This is a genomic window from Nitrospina gracilis Nb-211 (genome assembly GCF_021845525.1).
In the GTDB taxonomy this organism is placed as follows: Bacteria; Nitrospinota; Nitrospinia; order Nitrospinales; family Nitrospinaceae; genus Nitrospina; species Nitrospina gracilis_A.
Genome location: NZ_JAKJKD010000001.1, coordinates 2962077 through 2982745 on the forward strand (window position 1 = coordinate 2962077; position 20669 = coordinate 2982745).

Consider the following 20669-nt stretch of genomic DNA (forward strand, 5'->3'; position numbering starts at 1 on the left):
AGGGAAAATCAGGGCTTTGGATCCTTGATCGCCGCCTGCGCCGCGGACAACAGAGCCGTCGGCACGCGGAACGGAGAGCAACTGACGTAATCCAGCTTGAGGCTGTTGAAGAACTCGATGGATTTGGGATCACCGCCGTGTTCGCCGCAGATGCCGAGATGGATTTTCTTGTTCGCGGCGCGTCCCTTCTCCGCCGCCAGCCGCACCAGTTCTCCGACGCCGCTCACGTCCACGCTGACAAACGGGTCGCGGTCCAGCACGCCTTTCTCGATATACTCCGGCAGAAACATGCCGGAGTCGTCGCGGCTGAGGCCGAACGTCGTCTGCGTCAGATCGTTGGTACCGAAGGAAAAGAAGTCCGCTTCCTGCGCGATCTCGTCGGCGGTGATGGCGGCGCGCGGCAGCTCGATCATCGTGCCCACCTTGTAGTCGAGTTTCACTTTCGACTTTTTGATGATGTCCTGCGCCACTTCGTCCAACTGCGCGCGCGTCTGGCGCAATTCCTCGACATGCCCGACCAGCGGGATCATGATCTCCGGAAACACCTTCGTTCCCTTCTTCACCAGCTTGCAGGCGGCCTCGATGATGGCGCTGACCTGCATCTTGTAAATCTCCGGGAACATCAGTCCCAACCGGCAACCGCGCAGGCCCAGCATGGGGTTGGCTTCCTTGAGCGAGTTGATCTTCTTGGTCAGCTCCGAAGGAGAGACCTTCATCTGCTTGGCGAGGGTTTTGATTTCTTTCGGGTCGGCGGGCAGGAATTCGTGGAGCGGCGGGTCGAGCAGGCGGATGGTCACCGGCAGGCCTTCCATCGCCTTGAAGATCTGCGTGAAGTCGCTCCGCTGAATCGGCAGGAGTTTCTTCAACGCCTCTTCCCGCGTCTTCTCCTTGTCGGCGACGATCATCTTGCGCACGAGCAGGATGCGGTCCTCGTCGAAGAACATGTGCTCGGTGCGGCACAGGCCGATGCCCTGCGCGCCGAACTCGCGCGCCACCAGTGCGTCGTGCGGGGTGTCCGCGTTGGCGCGCACACCCAGGTTCCGCGCCTTGTCCACCCAGCTCATGAGTTGCGTGAAGTACCCGGTAACGCGCGGCTGGACCAGCTTCACCGCGCCCAGCATGACGCGTCCGTCCGCACCGTCCAGAGTGATGGGGTCCAACTCCTTGATCTCGGCACCGTTCAACCACGCTTTCTTTTTACGCATATCGACGCTGAGTTCGCCCAGCCCGGAGACGCAGGGTTTGCCCATGGCGCGCGCCACCACCGCCGCATGGGAGGTCATGCCGCCCTTCGCGGTGAGAATGCCCTGCGCCACGCTCATGCCGTGGATGTCTTCCGGCGAGGTCTCGGTGCGCACGAGGATAACGCGTTCTTTTTTGCGCGCCATCTCCGCCGCCACATCCGGCGAGAACACCACCTTGCCGGTGGCCGCACCGGGGGACGCGCCCAGACCTTTGCCCAGCACCTTGACCTTGCTCTTCGGGTCGATCATGGGATGGAAGATCTGGTCCACCTGCTCCGCCGGCACGCGGAGCAATGCTTCCTGCTTGCTGATCAATCCCTCGTTCACCATGTCCACGGCGATGCGGATCGCCGCCGCCGCGGTGCGCTTGCCGCTCCGCGTCTGGAGCATGTACAGCCGGTTGTCCTCGATGGTGAACTCGATGTCCTGCATGTCCTTGTAGTGGTTCTCCAGGGTCTGGTACACCTCAAGGAGCTCATCGTAGCTGGCGGGCATGTCTTCTTTCAGCTTGGCAATGGGTTGCGGCGTGCGGATGCCCGCCACCACGTCCTCGCCCTGCGCGTTGATCATGTACTCGCCGTAAAACTTCTTCTCGCCGGTGGCGGGATTGCGCGTGAACGCCACGCCGGTGGCGGAGGTCGGACCCATGTTGCCGAACACCATCGACTGCACGTTCACCGCCGTGCCCCAGTCTTCCGGGATGTGGTTCAGCCTTCGGTAATGGATGGCGCGCGGAATGTTCCACGAGTTGAACACCGCCTCGATGGACATCCGCAACTGCTCGACGGGATCCTCCGGAAACGCGCGGCCCACCTTCTTCTTCACCAGCGCCTTGAAATCCTTGATGACGCCCTTGAGATCGTCCACCAGCAAATCGGTGTCGAACTTCACCTTGCGCTTTTCTTTTTTGCGCTCGAGGATGGTTTCGAAATGCTCGCCGTCGATGCCCAGCACCACGTTGCCGAACATGGCGATGAAGCGGCGGTAGCAGTCGTGGGCGAACCAGTTGTTGCTGGTTTTCTTGGCGAGTGCCTTCATCGTGTCCTCATTGAGGCCGAGGTTGAGGACGGTATCCATCATGCCCGGCATGGACACGCGCGCGCCGGAACGCACGGACAGCAACAGCGGATCGGTCTTGCCGCCGAACGCCTTGTCCATCACCTTTTCAAGGTTTTTGAGGTTCTTGATGATTTCGTCCCACAGGGACGGGGGCAGGGTCTGGTCTTTTTTGAAATAGTAATTGCAGGCTTCGGTGGTGATGGTGAAGCCGGGCGGGACATTGATGCCGAGGGAAGCCATTTCGGCCAGATTGGCGCCTTTGCCGCCGAGCAATTCCCGCATTTCTGCTTTGCCTTCGGTCTGGTTGGCTCCGAAAAAATAAACGTACTTGGGATTGGGGCTCATTTTTAGAACACCCCGCGAGGGGCGCGTAAGGAATTGACTCCTATAAGATTAATCGGAAAAACGGGCCTCAGGTTAGCGAACCCGCTGTTTCATTTCAACTTTTTTTGACTACGATCTTCGAGAAATCCGCCAATTGCGAAAACAGGACGGAGATGGATTTCAGCAACGCCATGCGGTTTTGCCGGAGTTTGGAATCCTCCACGTTCACCATGACGTGATCGAAAAACCGGTCCACCGCCGGCTTGATCTCCACGATTTTCGCCAGCGCCGACGAATAATCGCGGATATTGAGACAGCTTTCAACCATCGGACGCAGTTCCACGAATTTTTCGTTAAGAGCCCGCTCGGGTTCCTCCTTCAGGTAATCGGGGTTGACCTCATCCGGAACCTGGCCTTCGATGATGCTGGCCACGCGCCGGAAGGCGATGGCCAGCGTCTCGAAATAGGGTTGTTTTTTCAGGTCGGAAAGGGCCATCGCCTTTTCCTTGATGTCCTTGAACGAATCCACACGCGTGCCCAGCACGGCGTCGATCACGTCGTACTCGAATCCCTCCTGCGTGAGCAACGTTTTCAACCGTTGCGAGAACAATTCGAGGCAGTGGTAGCGGATCTTGTCCTTATCCAGCTTGGCTTTATCTCCCAGAATGGCGATGCCCTGGTCGATCAGCCATTCGAGACTGGTCTGCAAATCGTAGTGGATCAATATCTGGATGATGCCCAGCGCGTTGCGGCGCAGTGCATACGGGTCCTCGGAACCGGAGGGGATGAGCCCGACGCCGATACAGCCGACGATGGTGTCCAGCTTGTCGGCGATGGCCACCAGCGCGCCGGTCAGGGTGGAAGGCACACTGTCGCCGGCGAACGCGGGCTTGTAATGTTCCTTGACCGCCACCGCCACGTCTTCACCCTCGCCGGAATGAAGCGCATAGTATCCGCCCATGATGCCCTGCAATTCGGGGAACTCGTACACCATCTGCGTCACCAGGTCCGCCTTGCACAGCATCGCCGCGCGGCGGGTGGCCCTGGCATCGACGGGCAGAACCTGCCCCGGCTGGATCTCGCCGGTGAGCGCCGTCACCAGCGCCTGGATGCGCTCGGTGCGCTCGTACACGGTTCCGAGGTCCTTCTGGAACACCACGCCCTTGAGTTCCTCCACGAAATCTTCCAGCTTGTGCTTGCGGTCTTCGTCGTAAAAAAACCGCGCGTCGTCGAGCCGCGCCCGCAGAACCCGCTGGTTGCCCTGCCGGATCAACGTACTGTCCCGCGTCTTCATGTTGCTGACGGCGAGGAAGTACGGCAACAAGTCGCCGCCCTTCCACACGGGAAAGTATTTCTGGTGGTGCTTCATGGTGATGACCAGCAGTTCCTTCGGCAACTCCAGGTAGCGCGCGTCGAACTCGCCGCGCAGGGTGACCGGGTATTCGACCAGATACGTCACCGTATCGAGCAGTTCGTTGTCTTCCTGTATGGTGCCGCCGACCTCCGAGGCGAGTTGATTCAACTGCTCGCGGATGCGTTGCAGGCGCGCCTTGGGATCGACCACCAGGCAGTGCGCCTCCGCCTGCTTGCGGTAGTCGTCGAAGCTTTTGAGGGTGAAGGCGTCGGGCTTGAGAAAGCGGTGACCGTATGAGGTGTTGCCTGCGGCGATGCCGCCGAACTCGAATTGGAGCGGTTTGCCGTCGAACAACGCGGCGATCCAGTGCACCGGGCGGGCGAACGCGAGTTTGCCGTCGGCCCAGCGCATTTTTTTGGGAAACGGAATCGAGCCGAACAGCTCCGGCAGGTACGCGTTCAATATGTCCGGCGTCGGCTGGCCTTTTTTTTCGACGCGGGCGCAGAGCACGTCGCCTTTCGGCGTGGACTCGGTGGTGAGCGCCGCGACATCGATGCCCTTGCCTTTGGCGAAGCCGATGGCGGCCTTGGTCGGGTGGCCTTCCTTGTCGTACGCGATGTTGACGCTGGGGCCGAGGTGGGTCTCGACCACGTCCTCCTGCCGCCCGGCGATGTCCGGCACGCACACGGCGAGGCGGCGCGGCGTGCCCATCCACACCGGCTTTCCGGCGTGCAGGCGGTGCTTCTCCAGGTAATCGGAAAGCTGGCCCGACAGGTGCTTGAGCGCGGGCTCGATGTAGCCGGCGGGGATTTCCTCCGTTCCGATTTCGAAAAACAATTCGGGCATGACCTTAACTTTCAAGGAAGTGGATCGGGTGAGCGTTGGGCGCTATTAAACCGCCAATCCTTTATAAAGTCAACGGCCCGGGCATGGCCCGGTGCAAACAGGCCCGGGTAAGCACCCGGAGGCAGATGGCTAATGCCCGGCAGTCCCTGCGATGGTCCCCCAGCGTGTTCCAAATACAAGCCGTTTCATCCGGGCGTAGCCCGGCTCCCCCTTCTCCGAAGGGCCGGGTTAAACCCGGAGGCAACGAATTAGATTCGGAACGCGCCCACAGATCAGCATGAGTTCACTGAGCATGAGCCAGTTTCCTCCCCACGGGGTGGGGCTGGGGGGCTTTTTCCTCTGTCTCGTATCCTGAGCGTCAGCGAAGGATTCTAATGAGGAAACTCACCAATCACCCTCACCCCAGCCCGTTACTCCGTGAGCGCTCCCATCAAGGGAGAGGGAGTTTTAAAGGTCCCTTCTCCCCTCGCGGGAGAAGGTTAGGATGAGGGGGCTCCATGGAGTGATGGACCGGAGGGGATAAGCTAATCGGTTTGTAGAATTTATGGGGTTCTGGTATTTTTAAATAGCTTAATTCCCGTCAAATTAGGACCTTGACCATGAAAATTTTCAGAGCAGAACCAATTCCAGAATTTATTGATGAACACCACTGGAGAAGGAGTACACATAAAGGCTGGGTAATCGTAAGAGCAGAAAACGAGGACAAAGCTAGATCTCTTGTAGCTATTGAATTTGGTTTTGCACCAGAAAGAATCCCAGGCCAAGAACTTCCAGTAAACCCTTGGTGGAGCCATGCAAGCTTTACCGAATTGGCACAAACTGAAATTGAAGATGCAGGTTATACGCTAGATGGGGAAGAGGAAATTCTTAACAAGGAATCATAAGGAATCATGAAGATCATTTTTAATGACCCCAAGGTCCCATTATGGCACGCGAAGTAGAATACGAAGAAATTTCAGCAGATATAGAAGGTGTTTATGTTTATGAAGAGGACACTCCCAATGATTGGCATCTTGCCTTTAAAATAAATTACAAAAAAAAGATTGTTGAATTTTTTCCATCGGAAGAATTTGCTGTAAAAAAAGTTACTTTTGAAGGATTTGACACCATTCCTTCTGTGATGAACGAAAAAGGTTATTTCAAAGCAGGATTAGGTTATTATTTAAATAAAAAGCTTTCGCAACATAATGTTCAATCTTTAATAATTTCTAAAAACAAAAATACTTCCATAAAGAAATTAAGCAAGGGGCATAAAATAATTTTAAATTATGGAAATTTTAACAAACTCAAGAAGGATGTCACGGCTCTAATACAAGAAGGGAAGGCAGAAAAAAGTCAATTTATTGATGATTTTTTTGCAGGTGAGTTACCAAAACTCTATAAATCATCTGGGGTATCTGCTAATCGACGGGCGAAAAAAGTTATCAATAACCTTGATGAAAAAATTATCGAAAAATTATCCTCACCGGAAATCGAAAAGATATTAGATTTTGTCGAAGCTATTTTAAAAACAAAGTTTAGCCTTGGCACACCTAAGCACAAACTCTTTGCCGGGACAAAGCTGAAGGTGGATAATATTGCAATATCCGAAGTTTTGGATGAGTTTGATAGCTTAATGAAAAAAAATCCCAATGAAGCTAAATGGGGTCAATTTTTAAAGAAAAACCTTTATCTTTTGGATTCAAAATATATTCATGTTTTGCCACAACTAAATGTTGTCCTTGCGACAAGCAGGAACGTTGACTTTGGATTAGTAGATTCTCAGGGATTCTTGGATATTTTTGAGATCAAAAAACCAGATACCAAGCTTTTGGCTTCTTCACAAGACAGAGGAAATTATTACTGGTCAACAGATGCTATCAAGGCCATTACCCAAGCCGAAAAGTATTTATTTAATGCTGAATCAAAAAGAAGTTCTTTAGCTGATGATATAAAAAGAGAAGTAAATATCTCTGTGAAGGTGGTAAAACCAAGAGCTTTTTTAATAATGGGAGAAACCACCCAATTAGATTCACAAAAGAAAATTGAAGACTTTAGAGTTTTAAGAATGTCTCTTAAAAACCTAGAAATCATTCTTTATGATGAATTGATCGAAAGATTAAAAAATCAGCAAAATAAAATTTATATTTCCAAGTAACTTTATATTTTCATGAAACGGTATGACGTCATAGTGATTGGAGCCGGGCACGCCGGCTGTGAAGCGGCACTGGCCGCGGCGCGGATGGGGTGTTCCACCCTGCTCCTCACGCTGAACCTCGACAACATCGCCCTCATGCCGTGCAACCCCGCCGTCGGCGGCGTCGGCAAGGGCCACATGGTGCGCGAGATCGATGCGCTGGGCGGCGAGATGGCGAAGGTCATCGACGCCACCGGCATCCAGTTCCGCATGCTCAACGCCTCGAAGGGCCCCGCCGTGCAGGGCAACCGCGCCCAGGCGGACAAGCATGCTTACAAAGACCAAATGCGCCGCGTGCTGGAGGCGCAACCCAACCTCGACATCGTGATGGAAGAAGCCGAGGAACTGCTACTGCACAACCGGACGATTCACGGCCTGCGCACCGCCGGGGGCAACGAGTATTACGCGACGGCGGTGATCATCACCACCGGCACGTTTTTGAAAGGCAGAATCCACATCGGGCTCGAGAATTACGCCGCCGGGCGCATGGGCGAGCAACCGTCGAACAAACTCTCCGACTCCTTCCTCGCCTGCGGCTTCGAAGTGGGACGGTTGAAGACCGGCACACCGCCGCGCATTAAGGCGGGGTCGATCGACTTCTCCGTCTGCGAGGTGCAGGACGGCGACACCGACCCGCAACCGTTTTCGTTTTCCACCGACTCCGTTGCGCATCGTCCACAGGTGCCGTGCCACATCACCTATACGAACGAGAAGACGGCGGAAGTCATCCGCGCCAACATGGACCAGTCGCCGCTCTACAGCGGCGTGATCGAGGGCATCGGCCCGCGCTACTGTCCGTCCATCGAAGACAAGCTCGTCAAGTTTCCCGACAAGCTGTCGCATCACATTTTTCTGGAGCCGGAGGGGCTGGACACCGACTGGGTGTACCCGAACGGCATTTCCACCTGCCTGCCGCAGGAAATTCAGGAACAGTTCGTGCGCACCATCCCGGGGCTGGAACGGGCGGAGCTGGTGCGGCCGGGTTACGCGGTGGAATACGATTTCATCCCACCGACGCAACTCAAACCCACGCTCGAGACCAAGCGCGTGTCGGGTCTGTTTCATGCCGGGCAATTGAACGGCACCTCGGGTTACGAGGAAGCGGCGGCGCAGGGCCTGATGGCGGGCATCAACGCCGCGCTGAAAGTGCAGGGCAAGCCGCCGTTCGTCTTGACACGCATGGACGCCTACATCGGCGTGCTGATCGACGACCTCGTCACCAAGGGCACGCTGGAGCCGTACCGCATGTTCACCTCGCGCGCCGAATACCGGCTCCTGCTCCGGCAGGACAATGCCGACCAGCGCCTGATGGCGAAGGGCCATGCGCTGGGACTGATCTCCGACGCGACGCATGCCGCGTGCATCGAGCGCCATCGCAAGGTGGTGGAAGAGATCGACCGCCTGCGCACCACCACCGTGGTGCCGGACAAGCTGACCAAACCAAAACTTGCCCAATTGGGCATTGGCAATCTGAAAGGGCCGACCCCTCTGAGCGGACTCCTCACCCGGCCGGAGGTGACGCACACGCAGTTGATGGAGGTGTTCGGCGACGGCGCGGACGCGGTGCCGGAGGCGGTGGCGAAGCAGGTGGAGATCGAGGTCAAGTACGAGGCGTTCATCCAGCGGCAGAACCACCTGGTCGAAAAACAGAAGAAGCTCGAAAACTACGTCATCCCCAACGACCTGGCATACGACGACATCGCCGGGTTGTCGCGCGAGGAAGTGCAGAAGCTGGAGAGCATCCGCCCGGCGACGCTCGGCCAGGCATCTCGCATCTCGGGCGTGACGCCATCCGCGGTGAGCCTGCTCATGCTCCTTCTGGAGCGGCGCTCGCGCGGACTCCACGGCTCCGCCGAAACCACGAACGCCCCCGCCGCGTAACTTTCCCAAAACCATGCAACCTCCGCACACCGATTCGGTTCAATGGATTCTGGAAGTCGAGCCGAAGGACATCGCCTACATCGTCGGCATCTTTGAAGCCTACGACGGCCTCGCCGTGGTGCGCACGCTCGATCCCCGGCGCGGGCACATCGAGCTCATGATCGCGCCGGATTTCGCGGGCGAAGTCGAAGGCGTGGTGAACGCTCTCTCCAAAGAAATCCCCGTGCAGGTGTTGTCCCGGTAACCGCGGCGAAGTGGGAGAAGCCATATAACGCCCTTTATCCCTTCCCCTTTTTTCCAGAGAGAAGATCGGGGAGAGGTAATGAAGTTCTTTCCAAAAGGAAGGAACCAAGCAGAAGCAACTCCATCCTACCCGCCCCTTGCCACGGGGTAGCCCCTCAAAAAAGAACCCATCATTTCATGATGGGCATGGTCCGGGCGATTCATCCTTTGCATCCTGCGCGCATTTGACCAATAATGCCCTCAACACTGGGGAGCTTTGTTTGGAGAAACCGACCCGCAGAATCATTCCGCCCTTGATGGGCATGACCGCGCTGGGCCTCGGCCTGTATTTTCTCGCGCGCCTTTACCTCGACGATTTTCCGCGCAGCATCAACATTTACTGGGATTACTTCTGGCTGAACTGGCAGGTCATGCTGATCGCGTCCTGCTGGGTTTCCGCGTACGGCCTGCTCCGCCCCCGGCTCTGGGGATGGTTCTTCGCGCAGCTGACGCTGGTGGTTTTCTATTTCGGCTACGTGTACTTCAAGATGGTGCTCCTGGGCGTGCGGGGAATGGGGTGGTTTTACCTTCTGCATTACACGACCTTCGCGGCGGCCATCGCATTTCTTCAGCATCCCAACATCTATTCCCGCTTCATCGACGAGACGGTGAAGCTGAAACGGCCGCGGCGAATTTTGAAAAACGTGGGGCTGACCATCCTGTTCGTGGGACTCGCTCCCATGATTACGGGGTTCGCCGTGGCGCTGAACTTTCCGAAAATGAAAACCTCCCACGTGGAAGGAGTGCGCACGCCTTTGAAGGCCACGCCCTTCCTCCTGCCGATGGGATATCGCATCCTGCTCCCTGAAGGCACCCGGGTGGTCGATATACTGCACGTCCGCATGGATTCCGAAGCTTTCCGCACCCAGAGGGAAAACATTTTGAAGCAGGGGTTCATTCATTACGACTTCACCCTGCATGCGATGGCACTACAGACCCCCGACGGCACGCAGATTTTTCTGCAGGACAGAACCTTTGTGCAGGGTCTGCTGGATACGCTGTCCGCGGCGGCGTACTTCCACCACCTCAACTACAAGGCCACCAACCTGGAACTCGGCCTGAAGTGGTATGAGGAACGCATGGGCCTGCTGTTCGTGATAGAGCGCGGGCTGGAGCTGGACTTTCAGTTTCGCCGGCGGACGAAGATGAAAGCCCGGCACATTCCGGGCACCCAACTGGACCTGCTCACCGAATCGTATGTGGTGGAGAAGGAAAAGACCCCGCGCCTGGTCCAGTTGTTTCACGTGTACCGTCAGGGCCTGACTGCGGGAGGAGGGATGTTCACCGGGCCGGTCACCGGTTCCTTCCGGGACCTTCTGGGGTCGATCACCATCGCCGGCACGAAGCACCCCACGGCGGAGGAGTACTTCCGCAGGGGCGTGGAGGCGTTGCAGGCAAACCGGGCGGATGAGGCGGGCTTCGCTTTGGGATCGGCTTTGTTTTTGCACGACTCCGATCCCCGTTATCACACCGTGTTCGCGCACTACCTGCTTTCCTGGCCCGGGGGCGTCACGCAGGAAATTTTCGACCGCGCCGTGTTCCATATCCAGCATGCGCTGACTCTGGACCCGGACTTCGAACCGGCCTGGCGGTTGGCGGAGAGCCTGGGTTTGCGGGTGAGGGGGGAGTGAATTACGTTCCCGCCACGGATCAGTAGACGACGAGGGAATGAACGGGCAGGTTTTTCATTTTGTCGCGGCCACCCAGAAACGACAGTTCCATGAGAAACGTCACCTCCACCAACTCGCAGTTAAAGTTGTCCATCAACAGCTCGAGCACCGCCTCCATGGTGCCGCCCGTTGCCAGCACGTCATCGATCACCAGCACCTTGTTGCCCGGGTCGATGGCGTCCTGATGCACCTCGATGGTGTCGGTGCCGTATTCCAGATCATAGGTTTTGGTGAAGGTCTTGTAGGGAAGCTTGCCGGGTTTGCGGATCATGACACATCCCGCACCGATGGCGTAGGCCACGGCGGAGGCGAACACGAAGCCGCGCGCTTCCACGCCGACCACGGTGTCGATGCCACGATTGGCGTACCTTTCCTTCCACATTTCAATGACGCGGGTGAACGTGTCGGAGTGGTTCAGAAGCGGAGAGATGTCCTTGAAGACAATGCCCTCCTTCGGAAAGTTCAAAATATCGCGGATATATTCTTTAATTTCCTTCATGCCGTGGTATCTCCTCTCGATGGACGTTGCCTGCGGTTTCAGGCGGGTGTCATGCGAATGCCGGGGGATTGTAGCCCATTCAGGGCAGATATAACAGTGGGTCTTTGGGATGTGTGTCGTTGCGCACCTCAAAGTGCAGGTGCGGTCCGGAAGCGCGGCCGGTGGCGCCGACCTTGGCGATGATCTGCCCTTTGGTCACCTTCTGCCCCTTCTTCACCAGGTTCTCGGAGTTGTGCGCATACACCGTGGTGAGGTGGTTCGGGTGCTTGATGATCACCATGCGGCCGTACCCCGTAGGGCCCCAGCCGGAAAACTTGACCAGCCCGTCGGCGGCGGCAAACACCGGCGTGCCGGAGGTGGCGCCGATGTCGATGCCCTCGTGCGTGCTCCGTCCGCGCGGACCGAACCGCGATGTGATGACGCCGTTCACCGGCCAGACGAGGTACTTGGAAAACGCTTTCCGCGCGACGCGCTTGTCACCGGTTTTCCGTTTGCGCGAAGTGGTGCGATGTTTGCGTTGCGGTTTGTTCTCTGCGGTGCCGACGGTCGGCGGCACGTACCTCACGGAATCAACGCCGGGAATCCACAGGTGCCGTCCGGCGCGCAGTTGCGTGGGGTCCTGCAAACCGTTGACGCGCATCAGCACCTGCACCTTCACCCCGTATGCCTGCGAGATGGAATACAGCGTCTGGCCCCGGTCCACGGTGTGGTACACGCCGCGCGGTGCCGGATACCGCCAGGCATCGAGCACACTGCAACTGGTCAGAAACAGCAATGCGGCCAAAAGGGCCGCCCATTTCAGTAAACGGATTAGAGGCGTCACGCGCACTTGCTTTATAAGTGATTGAAAACACTAAAATTATAACACCACCCCCATAGGAGTCAAGACGCTTTCCCTGCTTTACAAGCCGCCTCGGTTTCTGTATATATGAGAAACGAAGCTTAACCGTATCCATCAATCCATATTTACCAGCCGGCCTCCCGGTTTTCCGCATCGTGTCTCACCGCTTTTTCCTGTTTTCCGTTGTCCTGATCCTGACTGGGGTGACCCTTTCCGCCTGCGATTCCGGTCCAAGCGCCAAGGACCCGGACCCCTTTCACATGCCCACCATGTACGACGTGGGCAAGAAGCCGTCGATGGTCATCACCCACGACATGAACAACGACGACTTTCCGGATATCCTGGTGTCCAATTCGCAGGACAACAACATCATGTTTTTTGAAGGACGCGGTGACGGCACGTTCAAGGACCCGTTCACCATGAACACCGGCCGTGAACCGATGGCGCTGGCGGCGGAGGATTTCAACGGCGACGGCATCGCCGACATCGCGGTGTGCAACTATGGCGACGGCAATATCCAGATCTTCCTCGGCCAGAAAGACGGCGTGTTCAAAAACGCGGGCACGGTGAAAGCAGGCAAACTGCCGATCAACATCGCCACCGGCGATTTCAATAACGACCGCAAGATCGATCTCGCCGTCTCTCTTCGTTTCGACAAGCTGATCATTTTTCTCGGCAGTGGCGACGGCACTTTCAAACTGGCGGAAGCCTACAAGGCGCACAGCCTGCCGGTGCGCGTCGTGGTGGGCGATTACGACAATGACGGCAACCAGGACCTCGCGGTCGCCTTCAACGGCGTGAAGGCGGACTACATCCGCATCTTCTTCGGCAACGGCAACGGCACCTTCATGCCGCCGAAGACCATCCGCGGCGGCCACCAGGCGATGTACATCGAACAGGCGGACATGAACAAGGACGGCCACATCGACCTCATCGTGTCCAGCCCCACCACCGACAGCCTGACTCTGTTTATCGGCGACGGCAAAGGCGGGTTCCACCCGACCGAAGAGTTCGCGGCGGAGAAGGGTCCGCGCCACATCATTCCCGGCGAATTTTCCGGCGACGGTGTGCCGGACCTGTTGATCCTCAACGAGCGCGACAATTCCGTGAGCCTTCTGCAGGGACGCGGCGACGGCACCTTCATCTATCCGCACTTCAACTATCCCGTCGGCAGGCATCCGTGGGCCATCGCCGGAAGCGACTTCAACAAGGACGGCATGAAAGACGTCGCCATCATCCTGTACGACAACGCCATCTTGGAAATCCTGATGCGCAAGATCCCCGCGCGCAACATTCAGTCCTGACGGGATCCGTCCTGACCGCAGGCACAGCCCGAACGGGCTCGGCCTGACCGCTCTCAACTCACATCAATTGTTTTCGGGATCCGGCTCTTCCGGCGAAGGCGGGGTTTGCGTGTCCGGTATGGCGTAAGCGCCGTCCAGCCACTTGCCCAGGTCGGCCAGCCGGCACCGTTCCGAACAGAACGGGAAGAACGGGTTGCCGTCTTTTTCCGTTCTCTTTTTGCAGGTGGGGCATTTGAAGAATGCAGTGCTCATGGTCCATCACAAAGTTCAGGGTGGCGTGACTCCCCCAAGTGTGCCGTAATCCCCCACCCCTGCGCAACCCCCAGGCCCTCCCCTCCCTGGGCACAGGAAGGGCCTTGTCCGGCCCGGCAGGGAGCGCAACCCAAAAAATCCTTAAAAATCAATTGGTTAAAATTCTTTTTCGGTTTACAGGAACCCTAAACCTTTGTATAGTAATGCATTATATTTTTTGCGCGGCGATCCGACCGTATTTTATTGATTTAGTTTGACTTAATTGGCCGATGGGGAGGCTTCCCACAGTCTGACGCCGCCACCCACACCGAGCCTTTTCGGAACCGCAGACATGGGTCAACCGCACGAATTGGATTCATACCAACTGCTGGACGCACTGTCCGCGGGCAAACTGAACACCGGAGTGCAGGACGCGCCTGCGGAAAGCAATACGGAGAACGACAGCCTCTCCGCCGCACCGGCAACTCCACGCACCCGCCGCCGCCAGACCTACCCGGAGTATTTCGGTTTCACGGAGAAACCCTTCGACCTGACCCCCAACCCGGATTACCTGTACCTGCCGCACCGGCACAAGGACATGCTGGCGGCGCTCTTGATGGGTTTGGAAGAAGGCAAGGGCTTTTTGAAACTCACCGGCGAGCCGGGCACCGGCAAGACCACGTTGTGCAAAAGTTTTCTGAAAAATCTGAAAGGACCCTACCGCTTCGCCTGCATCCATATCCCGGCGGAAGACGGCATCGAACTGTTGCAATCCCTCAACCAGCAATTCAGCCTGCCCGCCGACTCCACCAGCAAAAAAGAACTGGTGCGCGAGCTGTCACGCTTTCTGCTTTCGGAGCACAAGGCCGGGCGGCGGACGGCGATCCTCATCGACGAGGCGCAGAATTTGCCGGCCGCGGTGTGGGAGGAGATCCGCCTGCTGTCGAATCTGGAGACGGAAACGGAAAAACTGATTCAGTTCATTCTGCTGGGCCAGCCTGCGCTCGACCGCTTTCTATCGAAAGCTGAATGGAAGTCGGTGCGCCAGCGCATCGCTCTGCAACGCGTGTGGACGCCGTTCAACCGCGAAGAGACGCGCGGTTACATCCGCTACCGCATCCAGCGTGCAGGAGGAAAAGGCAAGGTGCTGATCGACGACCGCGCCTTTGACAACGTGCACCGCTTCTCCAAAGGCGTGCCGCGCATGATCAACGCGCTGATGGACCGCGCGTTGACCCTTGCCCACAACGAACGAACGAAAAAAATTTCAGGGAAAATCATACGACAGGCGGCCGACGACCTGGGCGGACTGGACCGCGAACCCTCGTTCCTGCAAACATGCGTGAAGGCGGTGCTGGGGTTGATCCTGCTGGCGCTCGTTGCCGGGGCGGGATTGTTTTATGCCGTGCGCGATCAGTTGGACTGGCGTCCGGCCTGGGGGATCGACCTCGATCCCGTGATCCAGCACAACCTGATGAATCCGCATCCCGCAGGCAAACTGGAATCGATGCAACCGTCCTCCGCCAACCTGCAGGCACCCGTCGGCCCGCCGCTGGTGACGCCTTCCGGCGCGTACCGGGTGGTGCATGCGGGACACCTGCACGGCTACTTCTCCACCATGACGGGCGGGGAAAGCGAAGCCTACGCGCAACGGTGGATGCTCAAAACCTGGGGCGTCACGCTGGAGACCATCGCCGAGCTTAAGCAGGCGGGCTGGAAAAATCTTCAAACTCAAAACGGCCTGCAAACGCTTTCCCTGAACGCCAACTTGGAACGCCTGACCACGCTGAATTACCCGGCGCTCATCACCCTCGATTTGGGCGAGACCACCGGACGGCACCGCGTGACCTACCTCGGTCGCATCGGCAACATCGGCCTGTTTGGCGCAAAGGGATTGTTGCAGATTCCGCTCGCGCTCATCGATCCCGTCTGGGACCGCAAGGTGGAGATCGTGTGGAAGAATTTTGAGAACCTGCCGGAGTCGCTCGGCCGCAATGACGAGGGCGAGACGGTGCTGTGGTTGCAGGCGCAACTCAAAACGCTGGGATTTTTCGATAAGCCCGACGCGCAGTACGGTCCGCTAACCGAAAAAGCCGTCGAGCGTTTTCAGCAGGCTCACCGGCTGGAGGTGACCGGCCGCCTCGACCGCCAAACGCAGGCCCTGCTTTACAGCCAACTCACCACTTACCGCACGCCCGGCCTGGCGGGCAAGTGATCCCGCCCCTTCCGTAAAGCTCAAGGCACACCCAAGGTATTTAGCCAGTTGCCCAGGACGCAGTCCGCGCCCACGGACCATCGCAGGGACTACCGGGCAATAGCCAGCTCCCTCCCCGCGTGGCGGGGTTAGATTTCTTCTTCGATTTCGACGAGTTTTTTGACCGAGATGTGGTCGTGCAGGATGAAGTAGATGCCGCCCACCATGATGACGAGGAAGTTGAGCCCCCAGGCGACGAAGCCGAAGCTCACCGCCGCCACCTCCGGCTCGTTCATGATTTCGTGGAGCGCGATCAGCACGCCTGCGTTGAGCGATCCCAGAAACGCGGGCGTCGGCAGGATGGTGATGAAGATGCAGATCATCACCGTGAGCAGGATGGCGGAAGCGAGAGTTTTTTCATTCAGGTCGTAGGCGAAGTAAAGAGGGTAATACTGCAGGATGACCAGCGCCCACACCGCCGCCGTCGCCACGAACACCCACATCAGCGAGCGCAGGCTCTTGACCACGTGCAGGCCCTGGCTGAAGGTTTCCGCCATCTGCACGATCTTGTACTGCACCGTTTCCGGAAACGGTTTCATGAACCAGTGAACCAGCTTCATGGCGCGCTCTTCGTGGTAGATCAAAAGGTAAATGAACACCACCAGCCCCGCCACGAGCACAATGCTCGCCAGCCCAAACTGGAAAGCAATGGTCTGCACCGGGATGCCCGACCAGGCGATGTGCGTCCCCAGCATGTCGGCGTGAAACACCAGCAACCACGCAAACAGGATGAGCAACAGCACCATATCGAACAGGCGCTCGACGACGATGGTGGCCAGCGCGCTGGCGAACGACATGTTCATCTTCTTGCCCAGCAAAAAAGCGCGGATGAGTTCGCCCGCCCGCGCCGGCAGGACGCCCGCCATGAATCCCACCATCAACGGTGAACCCAACTCGATGGTCCGCACCTCCTTCACCGGCGCAAGCAGTACCCGCCAGCGCACGGCGCGCGCGACGTAAGTGAGGATCATCATCAACGTCGAGACGGCGAGGTAGCCGTAGTGCACCTCGGTGAAGGAGGCGAGCAACTCCTGCATCGACACGTTGCGCACCGTGTAGTACACGGCGGCAACGGCCACCAACATGCCTATGATCAGTTGGCCGGATCGTTTCAAAATGTATGCCTGGCGAGAATGGATTTGACGGTTTCGATGTCTTTTTCGATCTGCGCCACCAGTTCGTCGGCGTTTGCAAATTCCTTTTCGCCGCGGATGCGGGCGATGAACTGCACCTCGAGGTCGATGCCGTAAATTTCCTGGTGGAAGTCGAAGATGTGCACCTCGAGGCTCAACCGGTCGCGGTGGAACGTCGGGTTGAACCCGATGTTGGCCGCGCCCTGATACTCTTTCTGATTGTGGATGACGCGCACCGCATACACGCCGGTGCCGGGAATCTGCACCTTGCTGGTGTCGAGGTTTGCGGTGGGAAAACCGATGCGCTGGCCGGTCTTGTAGCCATGCACCACCGGACTGTGGATGGAATAATAGCGGCCGAGGAACTGCCTCGCCTCCTCCACCTGCCCGTCCTCGATCAACTCCCGCACGTGCGAACTGCTGACGCGCTGACCGTTGATTCTGATTTCCTCGATCACGTGCACGGCGAAACCGAATTCCTCCCCCATCTTTTGCAGGTACGATAACGTGCCTTCGCGCCCGCGTCCGAAAGCGTAGTCGTAACCGACCACGATTTCCTTGGAGCCGAGCAGGTCCACCAGGATGTCCTTGGCGAAGTCGCGCGGGCGCTGATCGGCGAACTGCTGGGTGAAATCGGCGCACACCACTTCGTCGATGCCGCACTGCTCGATCAATTCCATTTTCTGGCGGAAGGTGGTCAACAACGGCGGGGCTTTTTCCGGCGCGAGGATTTTCAGCGGGTGCGGCTCGAAGGTGAACACCATCGCCGTGCCCTGTTTCTCCCTGGCGATTTCCGCCACCCTGCGGAAAATGAGCTGGTGGCCCAGATGCACCCCGTCAAAGTTACCCAGTGCCACTACCGGGTGCGGCAACGGACCTTTGAAGTGCTTGGTGCCACGAGTGATTTTCATGAAAGGCGTTTCGGGCAATTTGGATTGCGTTCGGGCTGGATTCGGAGCCACCGGTTCCCAGTTTGGGGAGGGATCGCCTTAGGGTAGCCAAGTCCGGGAGGCGTGTCAAATTCCGGGCCCGGCGGCATCTGGCAAGCCCGATTGTCTTTTCTTGCCGCCCCCCGCGGAGTCTGATAAGATCGAATCATACCAGAATCCTTTTTTTTGGAAACCTTTATGTTCGATATCGGTTTTTTTGAGATCATGATTCTCATGGGCATTGGCATGTTCGTCATCGGACCGGCCAACCTGCCCCGTCTCGCCAAGGCCATCGGCAAAGGCTGGGGCGAGTTTCAGCGCACTTTCAACGAACTCAAGCAGGAAGTGCTGGACGAAACCGAGACTGTCAAGAAAACGGCCAACATGCAGGAGTTGGAACAGGAAGTCTCCGCCGCCACCAAGGTGGACGTGGACGTCAACCTGGATACGGATATCCGGCCCAACGACAACTGATCCGCCGCGCAGGATGCGGGGACACAGAGCATATTTGGAACACGCTCTCAGGCCATCGTTCGCTCATTATGCAGTAGCCAGTCGCATCGAACGCAGTCCGCACCACAGACCCTGATTCACCCACATGGCATTAGCCATCTGCCTCCGGACGCCGTCCGCCGCGTAGGGCGCGGAGCCAACAGAGTGTATTTGGAACGCGCTCTGAGACCATCGTTCGCCCACATGGCATTGGCCATCTGCTTCCGGACGCAGTCCGCCGCGTAGGGCGCGGAGCCAACAGAGTGTATTTGGAACGCGCTCTGAGACCATCGTTCGCCCACATGGCATTGGCCATCTGCTTCCGGACGCAGTCCGCCGCGTAGGGCGCGGAGCCAACAGAGTGTATTTGGAACGCGCTCTGAGACCATCGTTCGCCCACATGGCATTGGCCATCTGCTTCCGGACGCAGTCCGGGCCGTTTTACCGCGAACCATGTTCGCCATTTATGCTGAGCACACCTTCACTCCATCCCTTTTTGTCGCATTTTCCAGTGGCACTGGCTATGGCCGGACTGCTGATGATGTGGTTCGCCAAACGGCGCAACGACAACCAGATGGTTCAGGCCGCCGCCTTCAACTTCAGTGTCGCCTTACTGATGGGGGTGATGGCCATCTTCTCCGGCCTGTTCGCCGTCGACCTCGGCCAGTGGCCGGTGGTGGAAGTCGAAGGCCACCAGGGCTATTCCTTCGCCTTCGTCATCGTCACCATCATCTGCACCATCTACGCTTACACCAACGCCCTGTCGCGCAACGCCTTCTTTTTTTACATCGCCAACGTTCTGTTGATGAGCGCCACCGCCTACAGCGGTTACATGCTGGTGTTTCATTCGGCCAGCGGCTGACCGCCGGAAGGCAAACCGAAGCGATGCACCAGCTCGCCGCCGTAATACCCCGTCGCCAGCGTGGTGAACAACCCCACCACCAGCAAGAGAAGATACAGCCGGTCCGCCCACCATTTGGAACGGAAGCGGTAGCAGATCATGCCCACCGCATACACGACCGCCGTGGTGAACGCGAACAGGATGTGCGAACTCAGAAACGAACGGAATTTGTCCTGCACTTCGAGGTCGAGCAGTCCCAGCAGGCCCACGGTCGCCGCGGCGAGCAGTGCCCAGAACCCGAACTGCACGTTGAAATGTCCGGCCCGCTCCGCCACCGGTTCCTTCTGCAGGCGGCCGTACAACTCCAGCACACTGCCGCTGGTGAGCAGGGCCACCGGGAAATGCACGATCAAAGGATGCACCAGCGCGAAGTTCATGACGATCGAGAAGAGGGCTTCGGTCGCGCATGCAGGCGGCGGAACAACTCGCCCAGCACCACCCCCGCCGCCACCGATACGTTGAGCGATTGAATGGTGTCCTCACCGGGGATGCGCACCACCCGGTCGCAACGTCCGCGCACCCGTTTCGACAACCCCTCACGTTCACCACCCAGCACCAGCACGCAGGGAAACGGGATGTCCGCATCGTAGAGCGATTCCTTCGCTTCCGGGTCGGTGCCCAGCACGAACACGCCTTTTTCTTTAAGGTCACGCAGGCCCGAGGCGAGATCGGCGCAGTCGTACACCGGCACCACCTCCAGCGCACCTTCCGCCGTGCGCGCCGTGGAAGGAGCCACCGCCACCGCTCGTTGCGCCTTGTCCAGCAGAACCCCGCGCACGCCGAAATAGCCGCAGGAACGCAGGACCGCGCCGACGTTGTGCGTGTTGGCCACGCCGTCGAAGGCGACACCGATCCAGTCGGCGTGCACCGCCTGCTCCAGCAGTTTGTACAGCGAGGCAACATGCAGTGGACGCGTGACCATGACCACCCCTTCGTGATGCACGCCGCCTGCGGCACGGTTCAGCGAATCGTCGTCCAGTTCGCGATAGGGCAGCTTGTGTTTGGCGCACCACTGCTTGACGCGGTACAGGGCTTTCGAGCGATCCTTGTGGTAGTACAGGCGAAGCAGGTCCTCCGGCCGTTCCTCGAACGCACGCGCGCAGGCGTTCCAGCCGCACAGCGTCCATTCGCGTTCCTTGATGGGAGTGTGCTTCTTTTTCGGCGGCGGTTTGCGGTGTGAATTTTTATCGCGCGGAGTGGACGGGTTGCGGGCGGTCACGGGTGGAACCTCTAAAATTGAAATGGAAGC

18 protein-coding genes are annotated in these 20669 nt (G+C 58.0%); 9 read left to right on the forward strand and 9 right to left on the reverse strand.

Going from position 1 to position 20669, the window contains the following annotated elements:
• Positions 1-8: 8 nt before the first annotated feature.
• Together ppdK and glyS are read right to left on the reverse strand one after the other, a co-directional pair.
• Entirely contained in the window at positions 9-2648 is a 2640-nt protein-coding gene (gene ppdK / locus J2S31_RS14010; protein WP_237099781.1) for a pyruvate, phosphate dikinase, read from the reverse strand.
• Between the two features lie 94 nt (positions 2649-2742).
• Positions 2743-4827 (reverse strand): glycine--tRNA ligase subunit beta, encoded by a 2085-nt coding sequence (gene glyS / locus J2S31_RS14015; protein ID WP_237099782.1) that lies wholly within the window; start codon positions 4825-4827, stop codon positions 2743-2745.
• A gap of 599 nt (positions 4828-5426) precedes the next feature.
• On the opposite strand from glyS, the gene J2S31_RS14020 reads away from it, so the two are divergent.
• The 5 genes from J2S31_RS14020 to J2S31_RS14040 all read left to right on the forward strand — a co-directional run bounded on the left by J2S31_RS14020 (position 5427) and on the right by J2S31_RS14040 (position 10797).
• A complete protein-coding gene (locus tag J2S31_RS14020; protein WP_237099783.1) occupies positions 5427-5711 on the forward strand; it encodes a hypothetical protein in 285 nt (94 codons plus the stop codon).
• Between the two features lie 41 nt (positions 5712-5752).
• Complete coding sequence (locus J2S31_RS14025; RefSeq protein ID WP_237099784.1) at positions 5753-6964, forward strand: Shedu immune nuclease family protein; 1212 nt, start codon at positions 5753-5755, stop codon at positions 6962-6964.
• Between the two features lie 12 nt (positions 6965-6976).
• Complete coding sequence (gene mnmG / locus J2S31_RS14030) at positions 6977-8884, forward strand: tRNA uridine-5-carboxymethylaminomethyl(34) synthesis enzyme MnmG (protein WP_237099785.1); 1908 nt, start codon at positions 6977-6979, stop codon at positions 8882-8884.
• A 13-nt stretch (positions 8885-8897) separates the two neighbouring features.
• Positions 8898-9128 carry a DUF4911 domain-containing protein gene (locus tag J2S31_RS14035; RefSeq protein ID WP_237099786.1) on the forward strand — a complete coding sequence of 77 codons (231 nt, stop codon included), beginning with the start codon at positions 8898-8900 and terminating at the stop codon, positions 9126-9128.
• Positions 9129-9387: 259 nt separating this feature from the next.
• Complete coding sequence (locus J2S31_RS14040) at positions 9388-10797, forward strand: hypothetical protein (protein ID WP_237099787.1); 1410 nt, start codon at positions 9388-9390, stop codon at positions 10795-10797.
• A 19-nt stretch (positions 10798-10816) separates the two neighbouring features.
• On the opposite strand, the gene J2S31_RS14045 is transcribed toward J2S31_RS14040, so the two are convergent.
• Together J2S31_RS14045 and J2S31_RS14050 are read right to left on the reverse strand one after the other, a co-directional pair.
• A complete protein-coding gene (locus tag J2S31_RS14045; protein ID WP_237099788.1) occupies positions 10817-11335 on the reverse strand; it encodes an adenine phosphoribosyltransferase in 519 nt (172 codons plus the stop codon).
• Positions 11336-11414: 79 nt separating this feature from the next.
• A complete protein-coding gene (locus tag J2S31_RS14050; protein WP_237099789.1) occupies positions 11415-12119 on the reverse strand; it encodes a peptidoglycan DD-metalloendopeptidase family protein in 705 nt (234 codons plus the stop codon).
• Between the two features lie 212 nt (positions 12120-12331).
• Between J2S31_RS14050 and J2S31_RS14055 the strand changes: the two genes are divergently transcribed.
• Positions 12332-13480, forward strand: coding sequence for an FG-GAP repeat domain-containing protein (locus tag J2S31_RS14055; RefSeq protein ID WP_237099790.1), 1149 nt, complete (start codon positions 12332-12334; stop codon positions 13478-13480).
• A 63-nt stretch (positions 13481-13543) separates the two neighbouring features.
• Here the strand turns inward: J2S31_RS14055 and J2S31_RS14060 are convergent, their stop codons facing one another.
• A complete protein-coding gene (locus tag J2S31_RS14060; protein ID WP_237099791.1) occupies positions 13544-13732 on the reverse strand; it encodes a DNA gyrase inhibitor YacG in 189 nt (62 codons plus the stop codon).
• A 331-nt stretch (positions 13733-14063) separates the two neighbouring features.
• Between J2S31_RS14060 and J2S31_RS14065 the strand changes: the two genes are divergently transcribed.
• The gene (locus tag J2S31_RS14065; protein ID WP_237099792.1) at positions 14064-15926 is read left to right on the forward strand and encodes an ExeA family protein; all 1863 of its coding nucleotides are present in this window, start codon (positions 14064-14066) and stop codon (positions 15924-15926) included.
• A gap of 128 nt (positions 15927-16054) precedes the next feature.
• On the opposite strand, the gene J2S31_RS14070 is transcribed toward J2S31_RS14065, so the two are convergent.
• A complete protein-coding gene (locus J2S31_RS14070; protein WP_237099793.1) occupies positions 16055-17080 on the reverse strand; it encodes a lysylphosphatidylglycerol synthase transmembrane domain-containing protein in 1026 nt (341 codons plus the stop codon).
• Complete coding sequence (locus tag J2S31_RS14075) at positions 17077-18009, reverse strand: bifunctional riboflavin kinase/FAD synthetase (RefSeq protein ID WP_237099794.1); 933 nt, start codon at positions 18007-18009, stop codon at positions 17077-17079. The genes J2S31_RS14070 and J2S31_RS14075 overlap by 4 nt, the downstream gene beginning before the upstream one ends.
• A 216-nt stretch (positions 18010-18225) precedes the next feature.
• Between J2S31_RS14075 and J2S31_RS14080 the strand changes: the two genes are divergently transcribed.
• A complete protein-coding gene (locus J2S31_RS14080; protein ID WP_237099795.1) occupies positions 18226-18501 on the forward strand; it encodes a Sec-independent protein translocase subunit TatA/TatB in 276 nt (91 codons plus the stop codon).
• A gap of 541 nt (positions 18502-19042) precedes the next feature.
• A complete protein-coding gene (locus J2S31_RS14085) occupies positions 19043-19381 on the forward strand; it encodes a hypothetical protein (protein WP_237099796.1) in 339 nt (112 codons plus the stop codon).
• On the opposite strand, the gene J2S31_RS14090 is transcribed toward J2S31_RS14085, so the two are convergent.
• Together J2S31_RS14090 and J2S31_RS14095 are read right to left on the reverse strand one after the other, a co-directional pair.
• The gene (locus J2S31_RS14090) at positions 19363-19797 is read right to left on the reverse strand and encodes a DUF2231 domain-containing protein (RefSeq protein ID WP_237099797.1); all 435 of its coding nucleotides are present in this window, start codon (positions 19795-19797) and stop codon (positions 19363-19365) included. The genes J2S31_RS14085 and J2S31_RS14090 overlap by 19 nt on opposite strands.
• Positions 19794-20639 (reverse strand): TrmH family RNA methyltransferase, encoded by an 846-nt coding sequence (locus J2S31_RS14095; protein WP_237099798.1) that lies wholly within the window; start codon positions 20637-20639, stop codon positions 19794-19796. Before J2S31_RS14095 ends, J2S31_RS14090 begins: the two co-directional genes overlap by 4 nt.
• Positions 20640-20669: the final 30 nt, after the last annotated feature.